12 protein-coding genes and 2 tRNA genes are annotated in these 16,521 nt (G+C 44.9%); 9 read left to right on the forward strand and 5 right to left on the reverse strand.

Going from position 1 to position 16,521, the window contains the following annotated elements; translation table 11 throughout:
• Nucleotides 1-7: 7 nt before the first annotated feature.
• The 4 genes from ABQ275_RS04890 to ABQ275_RS04905 all read left to right on the forward strand — a co-directional run bounded on the left by ABQ275_RS04890 (nucleotide 8) and on the right by ABQ275_RS04905 (nucleotide 4,182).
• Nucleotides 8-1,720 carry a GMC family oxidoreductase gene (locus tag ABQ275_RS04890; RefSeq protein WP_349317156.1) on the forward strand — a complete coding sequence of 571 codons (1,713 nt, stop codon included), beginning with the start codon at nucleotides 8-10 and terminating at the stop codon, nucleotides 1,718-1,720.
• 61 nt (nucleotides 1,721-1,781) lie between these two features.
• Nucleotides 1,782-2,630 (forward strand): sugar phosphate isomerase/epimerase, encoded by an 849-nt coding sequence (locus ABQ275_RS04895; RefSeq protein ID WP_349317157.1) that lies wholly within the window; start codon nucleotides 1,782-1,784, stop codon nucleotides 2,628-2,630.
• Between the two features lie 31 nt (nucleotides 2,631-2,661).
• Entirely contained in the window at nucleotides 2,662-3,588 is a 927-nt protein-coding gene (locus ABQ275_RS04900) for an ROK family protein (protein ID WP_349317158.1), read from the forward strand.
• Nucleotides 3,589-3,609: 21 nt separating this feature from the next.
• On the forward strand, nucleotides 3,610-4,182 hold the full coding sequence (locus ABQ275_RS04905; RefSeq protein WP_349317159.1) for an SIS domain-containing protein: 573 nt from the start codon (nucleotides 3,610-3,612) through the stop codon (nucleotides 4,180-4,182).
• Between the two features lie 100 nt (nucleotides 4,183-4,282).
• On the opposite strand, the gene ABQ275_RS04910 is transcribed toward ABQ275_RS04905, so the two are convergent.
• The 3 genes from ABQ275_RS04910 to ABQ275_RS04920 form a co-directional block, all read right to left on the reverse strand.
• A tRNA-Leu gene (locus ABQ275_RS04910) sits at nucleotides 4,283-4,368 on the reverse strand.
• 15 nt (nucleotides 4,369-4,383) lie between these two features.
• Nucleotides 4,384-4,456, reverse strand: a tRNA-Gly gene (locus ABQ275_RS04915).
• Between the two features lie 131 nt (nucleotides 4,457-4,587).
• Nucleotides 4,588-5,442, reverse strand: coding sequence for a hypothetical protein (locus ABQ275_RS04920; protein ID WP_349317160.1), 855 nt, complete (start codon nucleotides 5,440-5,442; stop codon nucleotides 4,588-4,590).
• Nucleotides 5,443-5,626: 184 nt separating this feature from the next.
• Here ABQ275_RS04920 and ABQ275_RS04925 point away from each other — a divergent pair, with 184 nt between their 5' ends.
• The 3 genes from ABQ275_RS04925 to ABQ275_RS04935 all read left to right on the forward strand — a co-directional run bounded on the left by ABQ275_RS04925 (nucleotide 5,627) and on the right by ABQ275_RS04935 (nucleotide 8,119).
• Nucleotides 5,627-6,643, forward strand: a complete 1,017-nt coding sequence (locus tag ABQ275_RS04925; protein ID WP_349318785.1) for a DUF3667 domain-containing protein — start codon at nucleotides 5,627-5,629, stop codon at nucleotides 6,641-6,643.
• Between the two features lie 6 nt (nucleotides 6,644-6,649).
• Nucleotides 6,650-7,432, forward strand: a complete 783-nt coding sequence (locus ABQ275_RS04930; RefSeq protein ID WP_349317161.1) for an enoyl-CoA hydratase-related protein — start codon at nucleotides 6,650-6,652, stop codon at nucleotides 7,430-7,432.
• A gap of 141 nt (nucleotides 7,433-7,573) precedes the next feature.
• Nucleotides 7,574-8,119 carry a hypothetical protein gene (locus ABQ275_RS04935; RefSeq protein WP_349317162.1) on the forward strand — a complete coding sequence of 182 codons (546 nt, stop codon included), beginning with the start codon at nucleotides 7,574-7,576 and terminating at the stop codon, nucleotides 8,117-8,119.
• 140 nt (nucleotides 8,120-8,259) lie between these two features.
• On the opposite strand, the gene ABQ275_RS04940 is transcribed toward ABQ275_RS04935, so the two are convergent.
• Entirely contained in the window at nucleotides 8,260-10,530 is a 2,271-nt protein-coding gene (locus ABQ275_RS04940) for a Tex family protein (protein ID WP_349317163.1), read from the reverse strand.
• Nucleotides 10,531-10,791: 261 nt separating this feature from the next.
• Between ABQ275_RS04940 and mazG the strand changes: the two genes are divergently transcribed.
• Nucleotides 10,792-11,562, forward strand: a complete 771-nt coding sequence (gene mazG, locus ABQ275_RS04945; protein WP_349317164.1) for a nucleoside triphosphate pyrophosphohydrolase — start codon at nucleotides 10,792-10,794, stop codon at nucleotides 11,560-11,562.
• 102 nt (nucleotides 11,563-11,664) lie between these two features.
• Nucleotides 11,665-15,474, forward strand: coding sequence for a HAMP domain-containing sensor histidine kinase (locus ABQ275_RS04950; protein ID WP_349317165.1), 3,810 nt, complete (start codon nucleotides 11,665-11,667; stop codon nucleotides 15,472-15,474).
• 72 nt (nucleotides 15,475-15,546) lie between these two features.
• Here the strand turns inward: ABQ275_RS04950 and plsX are convergent, their stop codons facing one another.
• Nucleotides 15,547-16,491 (reverse strand): phosphate acyltransferase PlsX, encoded by a 945-nt coding sequence (gene plsX / locus ABQ275_RS04955; protein WP_349317166.1) that lies wholly within the window; start codon nucleotides 16,489-16,491, stop codon nucleotides 15,547-15,549.
• Nucleotides 16,492-16,521 lie beyond the last annotated feature (30 nt).

The following is a 16,521-nucleotide window of genomic DNA, read 5'->3' on the forward strand; positions in this document are numbered from 1 at the left end:
AACAGGCATGGCAAACTTAAATATTGATAGCGTTAAAGAACGCACTTTTGATGCAATCGTGATAGGTTCCGGTATCAGCGGTGGATGGGCCGCTAAAGAGTTGACAGGAAAAGGACTTAAAACATTAGTGCTGGAAAGGGGGAGGGATGTAAAACATAACGTTGATTATCCTACCACCAATATGTATCCCTATGAACTGGAACACCGGGGAGAATTAAAGCTGGACGTTCGCAAAGAGAATCCTATTGCTGGCCGTTGCTATGCTTTTAAAGAAGATACCGCGCATTTCTTTGTGAAAGATCAGGAGCATCCTTATGTGCAGGAAAAGCCTTTTGACTGGATACGTGGATACCAGGTGGGTGGCAAGTCATTGATATGGGCGAGGCAAACGCAACGCTGGAGCAATTTTGATTTTGAAGGGCCTGCCAGGGACGGTTTCGCAGTAGACTGGCCTATCCGCTATAATGATCTCGCACCCTGGTATAGTTATGTGGAGAAGTTTGCCGGGATTGCAGGAAACAAAGACGGATTGAAAGAGCTGCCGGATGGAGAATTCCTGCCCGGCTATCCACTCAATGCGGTGGAAGATTATTTCAGCAAACAGGTGAGCAGTAAATATAGTAACCGTCATATTATCAGCGGTCGTTGTGCACATATATCCCAGGTGCAGCCTATACACCTGGAGCAGGGGCGTGCGCAATGCCAGAACAGAACCTTGTGCCAACGGGGATGCCCGTTTGGCGGCTACTTCAGCAGTAATTCTTCTACACTTCCCTGGGCGGCAAAAACCGGTAATATGACACTTCGTCCGTTTTCTGTCGTTCATTCCGTTATTTACGATGAGCAAAAAGGGAAAGCCACCGGTGTGAAAGTTATTGATACAAATACCAAAGAGGAAATTGAATATTTCGCAAAAGTTATTTTTGTGAATGCTGCCGCTTTGAATACGAACCTTATATTGCTTAATTCCACTTCTCATCGGTTTCCAAATGGCATAGGGAATGATAACGGCCTGCTTGGAAAGTTTGTGGCTTTCCATAATTATAGCGCCCGTATTCATGCAGAATTTGATGGATTAAAAGAATTTACTACTGACGGGAGAAGGCCAACCGGCGGATACATTCCGCGGTTTAGAAATGTATTTAAACAGGAAACAAATTTTCTTAGGGGATATGCCGCAGGATTTTCTGCTTACAGAAGTAATGACCGTGATACAAACGGTGTAGGAAGCGGGTTAAAAGAGAACCTGTTACATCCTTCATTAGGACCATGGCGGGTAGGCTCTCATATGATGGGAGAAACGATTCCCAAAGAGCATAATACCGTGAGCCTGGATGGCAGTCTGAAAGATGACTGGGGTGTTCCTTTACTGAAAGTAGCTGTAGACTATGATGATAATGATGAAAAGATGCGGAATGATTATTTTGAACAGCTGTCGGAAATGTTTACCGCAGCTGGCTTCAAAAATATTGGTACTGATAAGGTAGACATGGCCCCAGGGCTTGATATTCATGAAATGGGCGGTGTAAGAATGGGCAAATCTCGGGAAACATCCTTATTGAATAAATGGAATCAGTTACATGCCTGTAATAATGTGTTTGTAACAGACGGCGCATGTATGACGTCTACATCTACACAAAATCCTTCGCTTACTTATATGGCGTTAACAGCCAGGGCGGCAGATTATGCGATACAGGAATTGAAGAAAGGTAATTTGTAGTGCAATGGTAACAGGTGAAGTAAATATTTTAAACACGTTTGAATAAAATAAATTCTGTAAAATGAAGCATTTCGTATTATCGTTAACCATGCTTGCCATCGTTACATATTGTAATGGTCAGTCTTCCTCATCCAGGCAATATCCTGAAACAAAACTGGGCTGGAAGCTGGGAGCCGTGTCTTATAACTTTAAGAATTTTACATTCTGGGAGGCGATTGATAAATTTGATAGTTGTAAGCTGATATATATAGAAGGTTTTCCGGGACATGTTATTGGCGAAGGGGTGGAAGGAAAGCTGGATTACCATATGAATGAAGCTACCAGGAAACAAGTACTGCAAAGATTAAAGAAGAAAGGAGCGGTGATGGCTGCTTACGGCGTTGTTACCCCTAAAAGCGAAGCTGATTGGCGGCAGCTGTTTGAATTTGGGAAAGCAATGGGTATAAAAACCTTTACTTCGGAACCTGACGAAAAAGATCTTCCGCTGATATCAAAGCTTTGTGATGAATACCAGATCAATGTAGCCATCCATAACCATTCCTATCCTACACATTACTGGAGTCCGGATATTGTGCTGAAAGCTATACAAGGACAAAGTAAACGCCTTGGAGCCTGTGCCGATATAGCGCATTGGGTAGAATCCGGCCTGGATCCCATCGAGTGTTTGAAAAAATTAGAAGGACATGTATTACATTCGCACCTGGCTGATCTGAATGAAAAGAATAACAAGGAAGCGCGTAGTGTACCCTGGGGAACAGGTGTGGTAGATATAGCCGGTATAATAAAGGAATTGAAAAGACAGCATTTTAATGGGCAGATTTCTGCTGAATATGAGTATAACTGGTATAATAGTGTGCCCGATATCAAGGCAGGCGTAATTTATTTTAGAAAGATAATAGCGCGTCCTTAAAACATTTTTTTAGACGAATTCATGGATTTTTATGATGGGAAAGAAATTCATCGGTATTGAAATTGGGGGTACCAAACTTCAGTTAATCACAGGAACGGCGGCAGGAAGTATTGAGCAGCATATGCGCTATACCATTGATCCAGCAGAAGGCGCTGCAGGAATCCAGGCTAAAATAATGGATTGCTTTGGTACCTGGGGAGATCTCAGTGATATAGCTGCCATCGGAGTAGGATTTGGAGGTCCCGTGAACTGGCATACCGGCACCATCCAGGTTTCCCATCAGATAGCCGGCTGGGCGCAATTTAATTTAAAGACCTGGCTGGAAGAGCGTACCGGAAAGCCGGTGATGATTGATAATGACGCCAATGTGGCGGCTTTAGGTGAAAGCGTGTATGGCGGTGGTAAGGGATACCGGCAGGTGTTTTATATGACCATCGGCAGCGGTATTGGAGGTGGAATGATACTCGATGGAAGTATTTATCACGGCAAGGCGCCCGGTGAAGTAGAAGTAGGGCATCTCCGTTTGGATAAAAGCGGCGCTACCCTGGAATCAAAATGTTCGGGCTGGGCTGTAAACAAAAAAGTGAGCGCATATATACATCAGCATCCCGATAGCCTGCTTGCACAACTGGCAAAGGAGCATACTATACCTGAAGCAGGATTGCTTAAACCTGCACTGGAAAAAGAGGATGCTGCTGCCAGGGAAATACTGAAGGAAGTTACAGATGATATTGCATTTGCGCTCTCTCATGTAACGCATCTTTTTCATCCTGAAATTATCATCATCGGAGGAGGCCTGTCTTTCCTGGATGAATACCTGAGTTCACCCATCGCAACTGCATTATCTGGTTACCTGATGAATGCTTTTTTACCTGCACCTCCTGTACAAATTTCCGCATTGCGTGAAAATGTTGTCCCGATGGGTGCATTGGAACTGGCAAAAACTGCTTTAAAATAAACAGAGAAAATTGAATGTTTTATGAAAGATTATCTGGAAAATTATATTACAGCACACAAATCGGCATTGGATTCCATACCAGTTGAAGAGGTGGAGAAACTTATCCTTCATTTCAGGAAAGCATTGGAAGAAGACCGGCAAATATTTGTATTTGGCAATGGCGGTAGTGCTGCAAATGCTTCCCACTTTATTACAGACCTTGGAAAAGGTTCATCCGATAAAACATACCGGCGTTTTCGCTGTCTTTCTTTAAACGATAATGTAAGTTGGTTAACCGCCATCGGAAACGATTACGCTTATGAAGATATATTTCTCCGGCAGCTTGAAAATTATGCCAGGCCGGGTGATACCGTCATGGTAATGAGTGTAAGCGGTAATTCCCCTAACCTGGTAAAAGCGATTGAATGGTGTAATCAGCACAATATCTTCACGGTAGCATTAGTGGGTGGAAAGAAGGGGAAACTGGCAGAATTGGCCAGTCAGGTCATCGTTGTTGATTCCACACATTATGGACGGGTAGAAGATTGCCACATGCATATCTGTCATATGATTTGTTATGCTTTTATGGAGCGGGAAGAACTCAGTAACCAATAAAAGCAAAAGGTAGGTAGATTGCAACACATTGATTATAAATAAAAAAGGCATCGTTTTGAAACGATGCCTTTTTTAATTTGGGAGCGACGCTCCCCAGTTGTGCCCCGAACAGGAGTTGAACCTGCACCCCCATTGCTGAGGAAGGGATTTTAAGTCCCTCGTGTCTACCAATTCCACCATCAGGGCGTTGTAAAGAACGAGAGCGAAAGACCGGGCTCGAACCGGCCACCCCGACCTTGGCAAGGTCGTGCTCTACCAAATGAGCTACTTTCGCATTATTGTAAGAACTTAAAAGCCACCGGCTTTTTTTGTTGGGATTGCAAAGATAGGAATCTTTCTGAAGCAACAAAATTTTTCTCGCGTTGAATCAAAATATTTTATGCATCTCATTATTTTCACCTGCAATTAAGGATTCATTACATAACCATACTTCACTGTACCCAGCAATTCTTTGCCTTTGCCATAACACACTTCTTTCAGTGGCAACCCATTAGGCTGGTAAGTATATTGCCATATGGTATATGAGGAGGTTTGTGCATTAACAGTCGTCATTTTAAGCAATTTCCCCTGGGTATCGTATTCAAAAATATAATCGGGCAGCATCCGTTTCTTTGCCGGCTGATAACGGAAGATATCTGTCAGGCGCCCTTGCTGGTCGTAGTTGTAATACGTGCGCTTCACTGCTTTGCCGTTGCGTTGTTCCTGTTCTTCGGTGATATGGCCGGTACTGTCGGTCTTAAACACAAAAATGGTAGAATCGTTATTGTTGCCTTTTTTCTGGATCATGCGTTGTAATTGCCCTGCGGTATCATAGCTATAGCTCCTGGTTTCATCAAAACGCATTTTGCTGCCCAGGGCGGTTGCTATGGAGGTGCTGCTGATATATTGCAGCCGTCCTTCGCTATCGTAACGATATAAGGTTGTGGTAACGCTGGAACCGGTACTGTCTACCGTCTTTGTAAGCAGTCCCTTTGAAGAAAAGGAGGACAGCATGGAAGAATAACCCGTGGCACGCGATTGTGTTTGTGAGCGCATCTGGTGGTAAGTAGGACTCAGTGTGCGTTCACAGCGGAAGTCATTATCTGTATCCATATTGGCATCCAGCGTCTGCACCATCTGTGCCTTTACTTTGTTTGCTTTCAATAAAGCCATGTTGGCAGCGGTTTGCCGGGTATTGCAAATATCCTGAAAGTAATATTGGGCCTGTGCTTTCCCTGTTAGTGCCAGTAACCCTAATGCCAGTAAGATCGTTTTCTTCATGAAGGTAAAATCGCTGATTTTTAATTGTTACAAAAGTAAAACGTAAAAATCATTTTAAAATTTTTCAAATATATGATTTTGTTGAACGTAATCTCCTGTCTGTATCTTCTGCTATCTTCCGTAATTCATCATTTGAAACGCCTTTTTATCTACCTTTATCTGCAGAACAGATTTACCCTTGAAAGTGCAACCCCTTCGTACAGACAAACACTGCCTGAACTGTGGTACAGAAGTGCCGGAAAGGTTCTGTACCCACTGCGGACAGGAAAACACCATACAACATGAAACATTTGGCCATCTGCTCAAACATTTTACAGCAGATATCCTCCATTATGATTCACAATTCCTCTCTACCCTGAAATACCTGTTGTTTCGCCCCGGATTTCTGACCAAAGAATATCTGGCGGGCAGGAGAGTGAAATATGTCAATCCCATAAAATTATATGTTTTTATCTCCTTTGTTTTCTTCCTGGGGTTTTTTGCCTTCTATGCCAATGATGTAGTAGAGCTAAACACCGGCCAGGACGAAACGGAATCGGCTGCTGAAAAACCGCTCTTTAAAACAAAGGTACTCAATGATTCTCTCCGGCTGATAGCCACCCCGGAAGCAGCAAAAAAAGCCGTGGCAAATGACAGCTCTGAAGCCGCCCGGAAACTGAGCGGACTATCAGACGACATCGGGAGATATAAGTCAGTAGCAGCATACGACTCCGCCCAGTTAAAGCTTCCTCCCGCAAACCGCGCAACCGGAAGCGAGAAATTCCTTACCAGGAGAATGATCGAATTGGAACAGAAGTATCGGGGGGATAAACAGAAAGCTTTGGTGGAAATGTTCAGGCATAACCTGCCCAAACTGATGTTCCTGCTGCTGCCACTCTTTGCACTCTTCGTAAAAATGATATACGACAAAAAACGCTGGCTGTATGTGGATCACGCCATCTTTGCCATCCATATCCATGCCTTTGCGTTTATCCTGTTGCTGCTGGGAGCAATCCTTCAATATTATTTTCATAAACCACCGTTTATGGATATCGCTTCCTGGATCATTTTTGGGTACCTGGTATTGGCCCTCAGAAATACTTATCACCAGTCATTTGGTAAGTCCCTGCTCAAAGGGATCCTGCTCACCGTGAGCTACGGGATCTCTACTATTATCGCATTCCTTGTTTTACTGGCGCTTATTTTTGGCATATTTCTGTAACTTTAAATGATGCAACCCGGATACATCATCATACACCCGCAAGTGGCGCCCTTTGTAGCCCATATACAATTGAACCGGCCCAGGGAACTTAATGCACTCAATCTGCAACTGATGGGAGAACTGCGCGATGCGCTCAAAAGCCTGGATGCAGATGATAGCGTAAGGGTTATTGTACTGAGTGGCAACGAAAAAGCTTTTGCCGCTGGCGCGGATATTAAACAGATGGCAGATAAATCGGCCATTGATATGTATAATACCGACCAGTTCAGTACCTGGGATACCATCAAAAAAATAAAGAAGCCAATCATTGCAGCAGTAAGCGGTTTCGCCCTGGGTGGCGGTTGCGAGCTGACCATGTTATGTGATATGATCGTAGCCAGCGAAACGGCCCGCTTCGGTCAGCCGGAAATAAAACTGGGTGTAATGCCCGGTGCTGGCGGCACACAGCGCCTTACCCGTGCTGTGGGGAAAGCCCTCGCTATGGAAATGGTGCTCGCCGGTCGCTTCATCACCGCAGCAGAAGCCCTGCAAGCCGGCCTGATCAACCGGGTGGTGCCGGTAGAACTCTTCTTACAGGAAGCTATCAAGCTGGCACAGGAAGTGGCTGCCATGAGCCCCCTGGCCCTGAAAATGGCCAAAGAGGCCGTACTCAAGGCATTCGATACCTCCCTGGAAGAGGGCCTGCATTTTGAACGGAAAAACTTTTACCTGCTCTTCGCCTCCGAAGATCAGAAAGAAGGCATGCAGGCATTTATGGAGAAAAGACCTCCCGTCTTTAAAGGGAAATAATCAAGGATAATTTATTGTAAATTGAGAAACCATTGAGCATTTTACTATTTGACTTGTAACCCCAGGCATAGTATATAAACATTCTTATTGCAGCTGATTTAACAGGAAAGTGGGACCTGTCAGCCTTTGGGAACCCATTCTATGAAAAGTAAATATTTAACCATGACCGTGAAGATGACGCCTATAGCATGCGTATTAGTGACTTTTTATACTCTTGCGTGCAATAGCCCGGCACCGGAGGTAAGCGCCGTCGTATCGGCCAACAAGCAGCATAAACCACCTACTGACACCATGATCGCCACCGGCGATACTATTCAGATAGACAGGATCGCTTCCTGGAACGCTTTCGTTGAATACGATGGGAAATATGCTTCAGATATTAACATCTTCGAAGTAGCACCGCTGAAAACCCGCTTTGAAAACCTGTTGGGTAAAGCAAGAAAAACTTTTATGGAAAGATTAAAAGTAACACCGCCTATAGAAGTGGAAAATAAAATACTTTTTAATGAAGGCTATATGCCGGGAAAGTCAGGATATGATGATGCCGCCATCGCTATTGATATGGACCGGGATATCATTTATGTTGGTTTCACCATCAACAAAAAACTCCTGCTTTTCAGCGAAAAAGGAGATACCGATTATCCGGAAAAATTTCTTCAGTGGCTGACCAGGATTGAAGGATTATAGGATTAACAGGATGGGTGTTTTGTTGTTTAATCATGTTTAATGGATCATCAACAATAGATCATCAAACAATAAATAATCAAACAATAAATAATCAAAAAAATCAAACAACAAAACACCCATCCTGTTAATCCTATAATCCTTTAATCTTGGTCGAATTTGTTTCGTAACGCTGCCAGTTTCGCCTGGAAATCATTCAGTGGCGCTTCTTTAGCTGCCGGTTTATCTTTACGCGGTTCTTTGCGCGGTCCATGCTGATTTGAATGACTGTTGCTACTACCACCGCCTTTCTCATTATCTTTCATGGACAATGAAATACGCTTACGGGCAATATCTATTTCCAGTACAGTTACCATTACCTTCTGATTCAGTTTCACCGCCTCGTTAGGATTGCTGATAAATTTGTTTGACATATGGGAGATGTGAACCAGGCCATCCTGTTTCACGCCGATGTCTACGAATGCACCGAAAGCAGTGATATTGGTTACCACGCCAGGCAGCACCATACCGGTTTTCACGTCTTCCATTTTATGAATGCCTTCGGCATATTCAAAGATGGATATTTCATCGCGCGGATCGCGGCTGGGTTTTGAAAGTTCTTTCAGAATATCTTCTACTGTCAACAGGCCGGCGTCTTCCTTTACATAATCTTTCGGGTTCACCTTCTTGCGCAGATCTTCCTGTCCCATGAGTTCCTGGATAGTACAGTGTTGTTTGCTGGCAATTTCCTCTACAAGGTTGTAACGCTCCGGATGTACCGCCGAATTGTCCAGCGGGTTATCGCCATTCTCAATACGTAAAAATCCTGCGCATTGCTCAAATGCTTTTTCACCCAGCCGGTGTACTTTCTTCAGTTGCATACGGTTGCTGAAAGCGCCGTTTTCTTTGCGGTATTTAACAATGTTCTCGGCCAAAGAGGGGCCCAGACCGGATATATACGCCAGTAAATGTTTGGATGCCGTATTCAGATTTACCCCCACATTATTTACACAGCTAACCACCACACGGTCGAGGCTCTGTTTCAGCGACGACTGGTTTACATCATGCTGGTATTGTCCTACGCCGATAGATTTAGGATCGATCTTCACCAGTTCTGCCAGCGGATCAATCAGTCTGCGGCCTATAGATACAGATCCACGCACGGTTACATCAAAGTCAGGAAATTCTTCCCGGGCTACTTCGGAGGCAGAATAAACGGACGCGCCACTTTCATTCACCATGAACACGTTGATCTTCTTACCGAAATCAATCTTCTTCACAAATTCTTCTGTTTCGCGGCCGGCGGTACCATTACCTACGGCGATGGCAGCAGTATCATAGCGTTCAGCCCATTTCTTCAGCAGGGCTTCGGCATGCTCACTTTTATAGTTTTTTTCCAGCGGATAGATCACATCATTGTCCAGCATATTACCCTGGTTATCCAGTGCTACTATCTTGCAACCTGTTCTGTATCCGGGATCTATGGCAATCACGGCTTTAGGCCCCAGTGGAGCTGCCAGCAGCAACTGACGCAGGTTTTCAGCGAATACATCTATCGCTTCTGTATCTGCTTTTTCTTTTGCTACCGCCCTGAATTCATTTTCCAGGGATGGACGCAGCAAACGTTTATAGGCATCTGTAGCGGCTTTGGCAACCTGTTCAGCAGCTGCACCATGACCACTCACAAATTGTTTGTTGATTACTTCAAATGCATCCGCTTCTTCCGGCGCAATGGTACTGAACAAAATACCTTCTGCTTCTGCACGCAGGATGGCCAGCACCCGGTGTGAAGGCACCTCGCGGAGGTCTTCTGAAAATGCGAAATAATCTTTGTATTTATTGCCTTCTTCTTCTTTTCCTTCTGCTACTTTGGAGGTCAGCTTGCCGGTATGTGTAAACAGTTTACGCAGCTTGTCACGGCATTCTGCATTTTCATTGATCCATTCTGCTATGATATCCCTGGCGCCTTTCAATGCTTCTTCTGAAGTGGCTACCTGCTCATTGAGGAATGTTTCGGCGGCGACTGTATCACCATCCTGCTGATCAAATAACAGTTGCGCCAAAGGTTCCAGTCCTTTCTCAATAGCAATCGTAGCACGGGTTTTACGCTTGGGCTTATATGGCAGATACATATCTTCCAGTTCTGCCAATACCCAGGATGCTTCCAGTTTTGCCAGCAGCTCCGGCGTCATTTTATCCTGTTCCGTAATCGTTTTGATGATAAACTCACGGCGGTCATCCACCTCCTTGTAACGCTTTTGCAGGTCCTCAATGCGACCTATCTGCACTTCATCCAGACTACCCGTCACCTCTTTACGGTAACGGCTGATAAAAGGCACCGTTGATCCTTCAGACAACAGGTTCATGGTATTCTCAGCTTGTTTCGCTGATATACCTAATTCCGATGAAATAAGCGTAATGTGTTTCGGATTCATATCAATACATTTTGGGATTTTCGATTTTTTGATTTCCTGATTTGGCCCCGGCAGATAACCCACCTGGAAACAAACCTGCTATATCCTAAAAATCCTAAATCGCTACATTTTTATACAGCCCGCAAATGTAATTAAAATGCCTTTTAAACATTAGGATATTTTTTATGGAGAGATTTGGATATTTTGCCGGTTTTAACCCGGGGTGATGACAGGCCGTTCAAAATAGCAAAATGACAAAATCTCTCTGTATTTTTACGGAATATGGAAAAGACAGCTACATTCGACCGATTGCTACAGATTATGGAAGATTTGAGGGAGAAATGTCCCTGGGACCGCAAACAAACCATCCAGACACTCCGGCAGCTTACCATCGAGGAAACCTACGAACTGGCGGATGCCATTACGGAGCAAGACTGGAAATCCATCAAGGAAGAACTGGGCGATATCCTCCTGCACATCGTATTCTATGCGAAAATAGGAGCGGAGCAGCAACAATTCGATATCAACGATGTAATCAATGGCGTTTGCGATAAACTGATCACCCGTCACCCGCATATTTATGGAGATGTAGTAGCAGAAACGGAAGAACAGGTGAAACTGAACTGGGAAAAACTGAAACTGAAAGAAGGAAAAAAATCCGTTCTCAGCGGGGTCCCCGTTTCCCTCCCTGCCCTCGTAAAAGCCATGCGCCTCCAGGAAAAAGCAAAACAAACCGGCTTCGAATGGGATAATACCGGTCAGGTATGGGATAAAGTGAAAGAAGAAGTGGCCGAACTGGAAGAAGCCGTAAAGGAAAGCAACCAGGATGAAATAGAAGCAGAATTTGGTGATGTGATGTTCTCCCTGGTCAACTATTCCCGCTTCCTGAATATTGATGCGGAAAATGCACTGGAACGCACCAACAAAAAATTCCAGCGCCGCTTCCAGCACATGGAAGCCCTTGCATTGGAACAGGGCCGTACCCTCAATGATATGAACCTAACGGAAATGGACACACTCTGGAATAAAGTGAAAACCACTGAACATTTATAGATTTCTTGATTTACGGATGTAGTGATTTTGTTTCCGTGTTATATCTTCCACGGAAACAAAATTCCAAAATTCCAAAATCAGGAAATCCCAAAATATAATGGATTGATCGACATCAAAGAAATACGCCTCTTCTTCCTCCGGCACGGTTATCTGCTGATCATTGCGGCCTGGCTCTTTACCTTCGCCTTCCTGTTCAGTAATTACTGGTCATACTATTCTTCTCCCCAGGGCGTGAAGCGCAGCCTGGAGAAGAGTTTGCACCAGCGGGAGGAGTCGTTTGAAGACCTGGTGAAGGATACAGCCGTTTCGTATAGCCTGTTGCGTCGTACTTATGACGAACGTACGCTGCAGCGTCTTACCAAACGGGATTACTTTGTATTTGCTTATGACTCCAGTAATGCCGGCTCCTGGCTTACCTTCTGGAGCACCAGCCAGGTATTGCCGGAAGAACTCAAAGGCATCCGGGAGGGCGCACAGTTCATGAAGTTGAAAAACGGCTACTATGAAGTGATCACCCGCAGGATGCCATCAGAGGAGGGGCATCAGCAATACCTTGTGGGGACGATCCCGGTACGCATGGAATATGCTATCAAGAATAGTTTCCTGGTCAACCATTTCTACGATAAGGCGGAACTGGGTATGGAGTATACCATCCATATGGAATTGCCCCAACTTGTACTGCCGGAACATAGTATCCTGCCGGTCGTTAACGGAGAAGGACAAACGCTTTTTTATCTTGATTATAACCGGAGCATTAATGTGCATCCGCCAAATACACTCAGTGTAATACTGCGGGTGCTGGGCGCCATCTGCGTACTTATCTTCCTCAATCTTTTTGCTACCCTGCTGGCTAAAACAACAAACCCGCTATACGGTTTCCTGTTCCTGTTCCTGATCGTTTTTGGGCTGCGGGTGCTTAGCTACGTGTATCCGTTCCCGTTTAACCTGCGGGCGCTGAATGTTTTTGATCCTGCTATCTATGCAAAAGATGAAATATTCTATTCCCTGGGCGATCTGCTGCTAAACGTGCTGCTCACTTTCTGGATGATCCTTTTCTTCCGGGAACACGTAAAAACCATCAACCCGCCGGTGATCAAAAAGAAGTGGCTGCAAAGTGTGGTCATCATTTTTGCCAGCCTGGTGTTGTATATAGTAGAACAATTCCTGGCAGACCTCATTCAGAGCCTGGTAATAGATTCCAAAATATCATTCGATGTCACCAATTCCTTCAGTTTGACGGAATATAGTGTGATCGGCTTTGTGGTACTGGGTTTCATCTCTTTCAGCTTTCTGTTTTTCTCGCAGATCATTAACTACCTGCTGAATGAGCTTACCAATTTTCAATACCGTACCAAGTATATCTGGCTGGCTGCTGTAGGCATTATCTGGCTGCTGTTCCGCACCAATAATCCGGAGCTGCCATTCTCTGTTACCATGGTGGTATGGTTGCTGCTCTATACCGTTATGCTGGATTTCCTGGCAGACCGTTTTGAGAGCAGCGTTGCCACAGTGCCTTTCCTGTTCTGGCTTTTCCTGCTAACCATCACCACCTCCGGTGTGCTGATTTATTATAATGATCAAAAGGAATTATCTGCCCGCGAGAAACTGGCCGCAGATGTATCCAAACAAAAGGACCCTTATCTCGAAATGCTCCTGAATGATGTGGGGAGGAAGATAGAGCATGATGAATACATGCAGTATTTCTTCGAGGATAAACGCGGCAAACGATCGAAAGCGGAATTGGTGAAAGTGTTGACACAGAAGTATTTCCAGGGATACCTGAGCCGCTTTGATGTATCATTTTATCCTTATGATGAAAACGGGGAGCCCTTATTTCCTGGCGATACCACGAGCCTCATTTCCTTTAACCGCCGCATGTTCTTTGAATCGGATGTATCACCCTCTGATGTAAATGGCAACGATGTATATTATTATGAGCGTAGTTTCAGTGACTATAGCTATATCGGTAAAAAGGAGTTCCGGAATAGTACAGACCATTCCGGCACCGGCTGGCTGGTGTATGTGCTGAAACCCAAAGTGATCAGCAATGAACGGCTTTATCCTGAACTGCTGGTGGAAGGCGACCTGAACGACCGCAGCAGGGAATCCGCCGCCAACTATTCCTACGCGGTATACGATAAAAATATCCTGGTGAGCAATTATGGCGCTTTCCCTTTTCCGATCCGCCTGTATGAATCTGATCTGCCCGCTGCTGAAGTGAGTGCGCGGGATGTGGATGGCCACTCCCAGTTGATCTACCGCGCCTCGGCAGACAAAGTAGTACTTGTAGTAAAGGAAAGCAGGACATTCGTGGAGTTTATCACCTTGTTTGCCTACATGTTCTGCCTGTTCCTGCTCATCATTGTGATCTATAAAGTATTTGACCTGCTCATCAAGGCACGCATGCGTATCAGCACCCTGCGTACGCTGATTAATGTGAGCATCCGCAAAAAAGTACATGGCACGATCATCTTTGTGGTGGTGTTTTCTTTTGTGATCCTGGGTATCACCACCATCATGTTCTTTATCTATCGTTCCGAAACGCAGAACCGGGAACGGCTTAGCCGGACAATGGGAGAGGTGGCGCATGATGTGGAAAAAGTATTCATGAAGCAACAGGATTTTGATCAGATAGAAGATATGTATGATCAGCATTTCAGGGAGAAGTTGTCTGCGCAGCTATCCGATATTGCCGATGAAAGAGCACTGGATATCAACGTTTATGACCGGGATGGAAACCTGCAACTGACCACCCAGCCGTTGATGATAGAAAAAGGGTTGATTTCCCGGAAAATGAACCCCATGGCTTATTACCAGCTTTTCCAGCAGGAGCATATCCAATTTATTCAAACAGAGAAAATAGGGGCCATGCCCTTTTTATCAGGTTATATGCCATTGCGTAATCCTTTGGGAGAAGTGATGGCCTATCTGAACGTTCCTTATTTTGCCACACAAACAGAATTGAATCAGCAGATCTCCAACTTCCTGGTGGCGCTGATCAATTTCAACGCTTTCATTTTCCTGATTGCGGGTATGGTGGCATTGCTGATTACCAATTCTATTACCCGTTCATTTTCACTGGTAACGGAGAAACTGCGCCACGTAAACCTGGGCCAACGGAACGATGAAATTGAGTGGGATAAGGATGATGAGATTGGTGCGTTGGTGAAAGAATATAACAAGATGGTGCGCAAGCTGGAAGTGAGTGCTGCCCGGTTGGCCAAGAGTGAGCGCGAGGGCGCCTGGCGCGAAATGGCGAGGCAGGTGGCGCATGAGATCAAGAACCCGCTTACACCCATGAAGCTCAGTATTCAATACCTGCAAAGGGCTATTGCCGGCGACTCACCCAATGTGAAAGAGCTTTCCCGCAACGTAGCCGGTACGTTGGTAGAACAGATCGAGCATCTCTCCAATATAGCTTCGGATTTTTCCACATTTGCACGTATAGGAGAACCGAGTAACGAGGTGGTATTACTGAATGAAGTATTGCAGTCCCTCACCGGGTTGTATCAGCGTCATGAAGATTGCGAAGTAGAATATATAGATCCCGGTATGCCGTTTTATATTTTTGCAGATAAGACGCAGATGAACCGCCTCTTTACCAACCTGTTACTGAATGCTATCCAGGCCATCCCGGAAAATACAAAAGGTCATATCATTGTACAGCTGCGTGCTACAGCCGATCGTTACGTTATAGTGAGTGTGGCCGACAATGGGGGAGGTATTTCACCGGAGGTGCAGTCTAAAATATTTGTGCCCAATTTCACTACCAAATCGTCCGGTACGGGGTTGGGACTGGCTATGTGTAAAAACATTGCAGAACAAACCAGGGGGGAAATATGGTTTGAAACAAAACTCAACGAAGGAACCACTTTTTATGTGAAGCTACCGATCTATGAGGAGCAATCGTAAGTAAGAAAGATATTAAAAAAGGAAACCCGTTTTAGCTTGTGCTAAAACGGGTTTCCTTTTTTAATATCTTCTTTACTGCTGTACAAAGCTCTCTTTGATCTTTTCCAGCAGTTTGCTCTCAATCATTTGCTGGGCAAGCAATACCATGTTTTTAAAGGCAGTGCCTTTGGAGATACCATGACCGATGATAACGGGTTTGGAAACGCCTAAAACAGGGGTGCCGCCATAGGTTTCAGAATCAAATTTCTGCATGTAATCATCCTGGATCTTACGCCTGGTGGCTATTTCCTGGAATGATTCGGCCATCTTCAGCACAATATTGCCGGTGAAGCCTTCACATACAATTACATCGGCTTTTTCAGAAAGGATATCTCTTCCTTCTATGTTGCCAACGAAATTAATTTGTTTACTTTCTTTTAATAGCGGATAAGTAGCCATGGCGAGCAGGTTGCCTTTGCCTTCTTCTTCGCCGATATTCAGCAAGCCTACTTTCGGATTATCAATCTTCAGGATATGCTTGGAATAAAGGGTTCCCAGAATGGCAAATTGCGCCAGGTTTTCAGGTTTGCAGTCAGCATTGATACCAACATCAAGCAAGAGGCCGTACGATCCGTTTTCACGGGGTACGAGAGTAGAAATTGTAGGACGTTGCACTCCCTCTATGGCCTTAATAGAATAATAGGTACCTACCATCATGGCGCCGGTATTACCTGCACTGATGAAAGCATCTATTTTCTCATTCTTCAATAAATGAAAACCAATAGAGATAGAGGATTCTGGCTTCTCTTTCAGTGCCCGGGTAGGGTGTTCATTCATCCCAATGGTCTGGGATGAATGAACAACTGAATATTTTGATTGGTCCAGCTGCGTTCCGGCCAATAAAGGAGTAAGCTGCGCTTCGTCCCCTATCAGCACCAGGTGCACATCAGATGCAACAGTGTCTAAATATAATTTTACTCCTTTTACTGCTTCTGCGGGGGCGAAGTCGCCACCCATCATATCAAGCCCGATTCTCATGTAACTCAAGTTTGTTCTTGTTAGCTCGGG

The sequence above is a fragment of the Chitinophaga sp. MM2321 genome (assembly GCF_964033635.1).
Taxonomy (GTDB): Bacteria; Bacteroidota; Bacteroidia; order Chitinophagales; family Chitinophagaceae; genus Chitinophaga.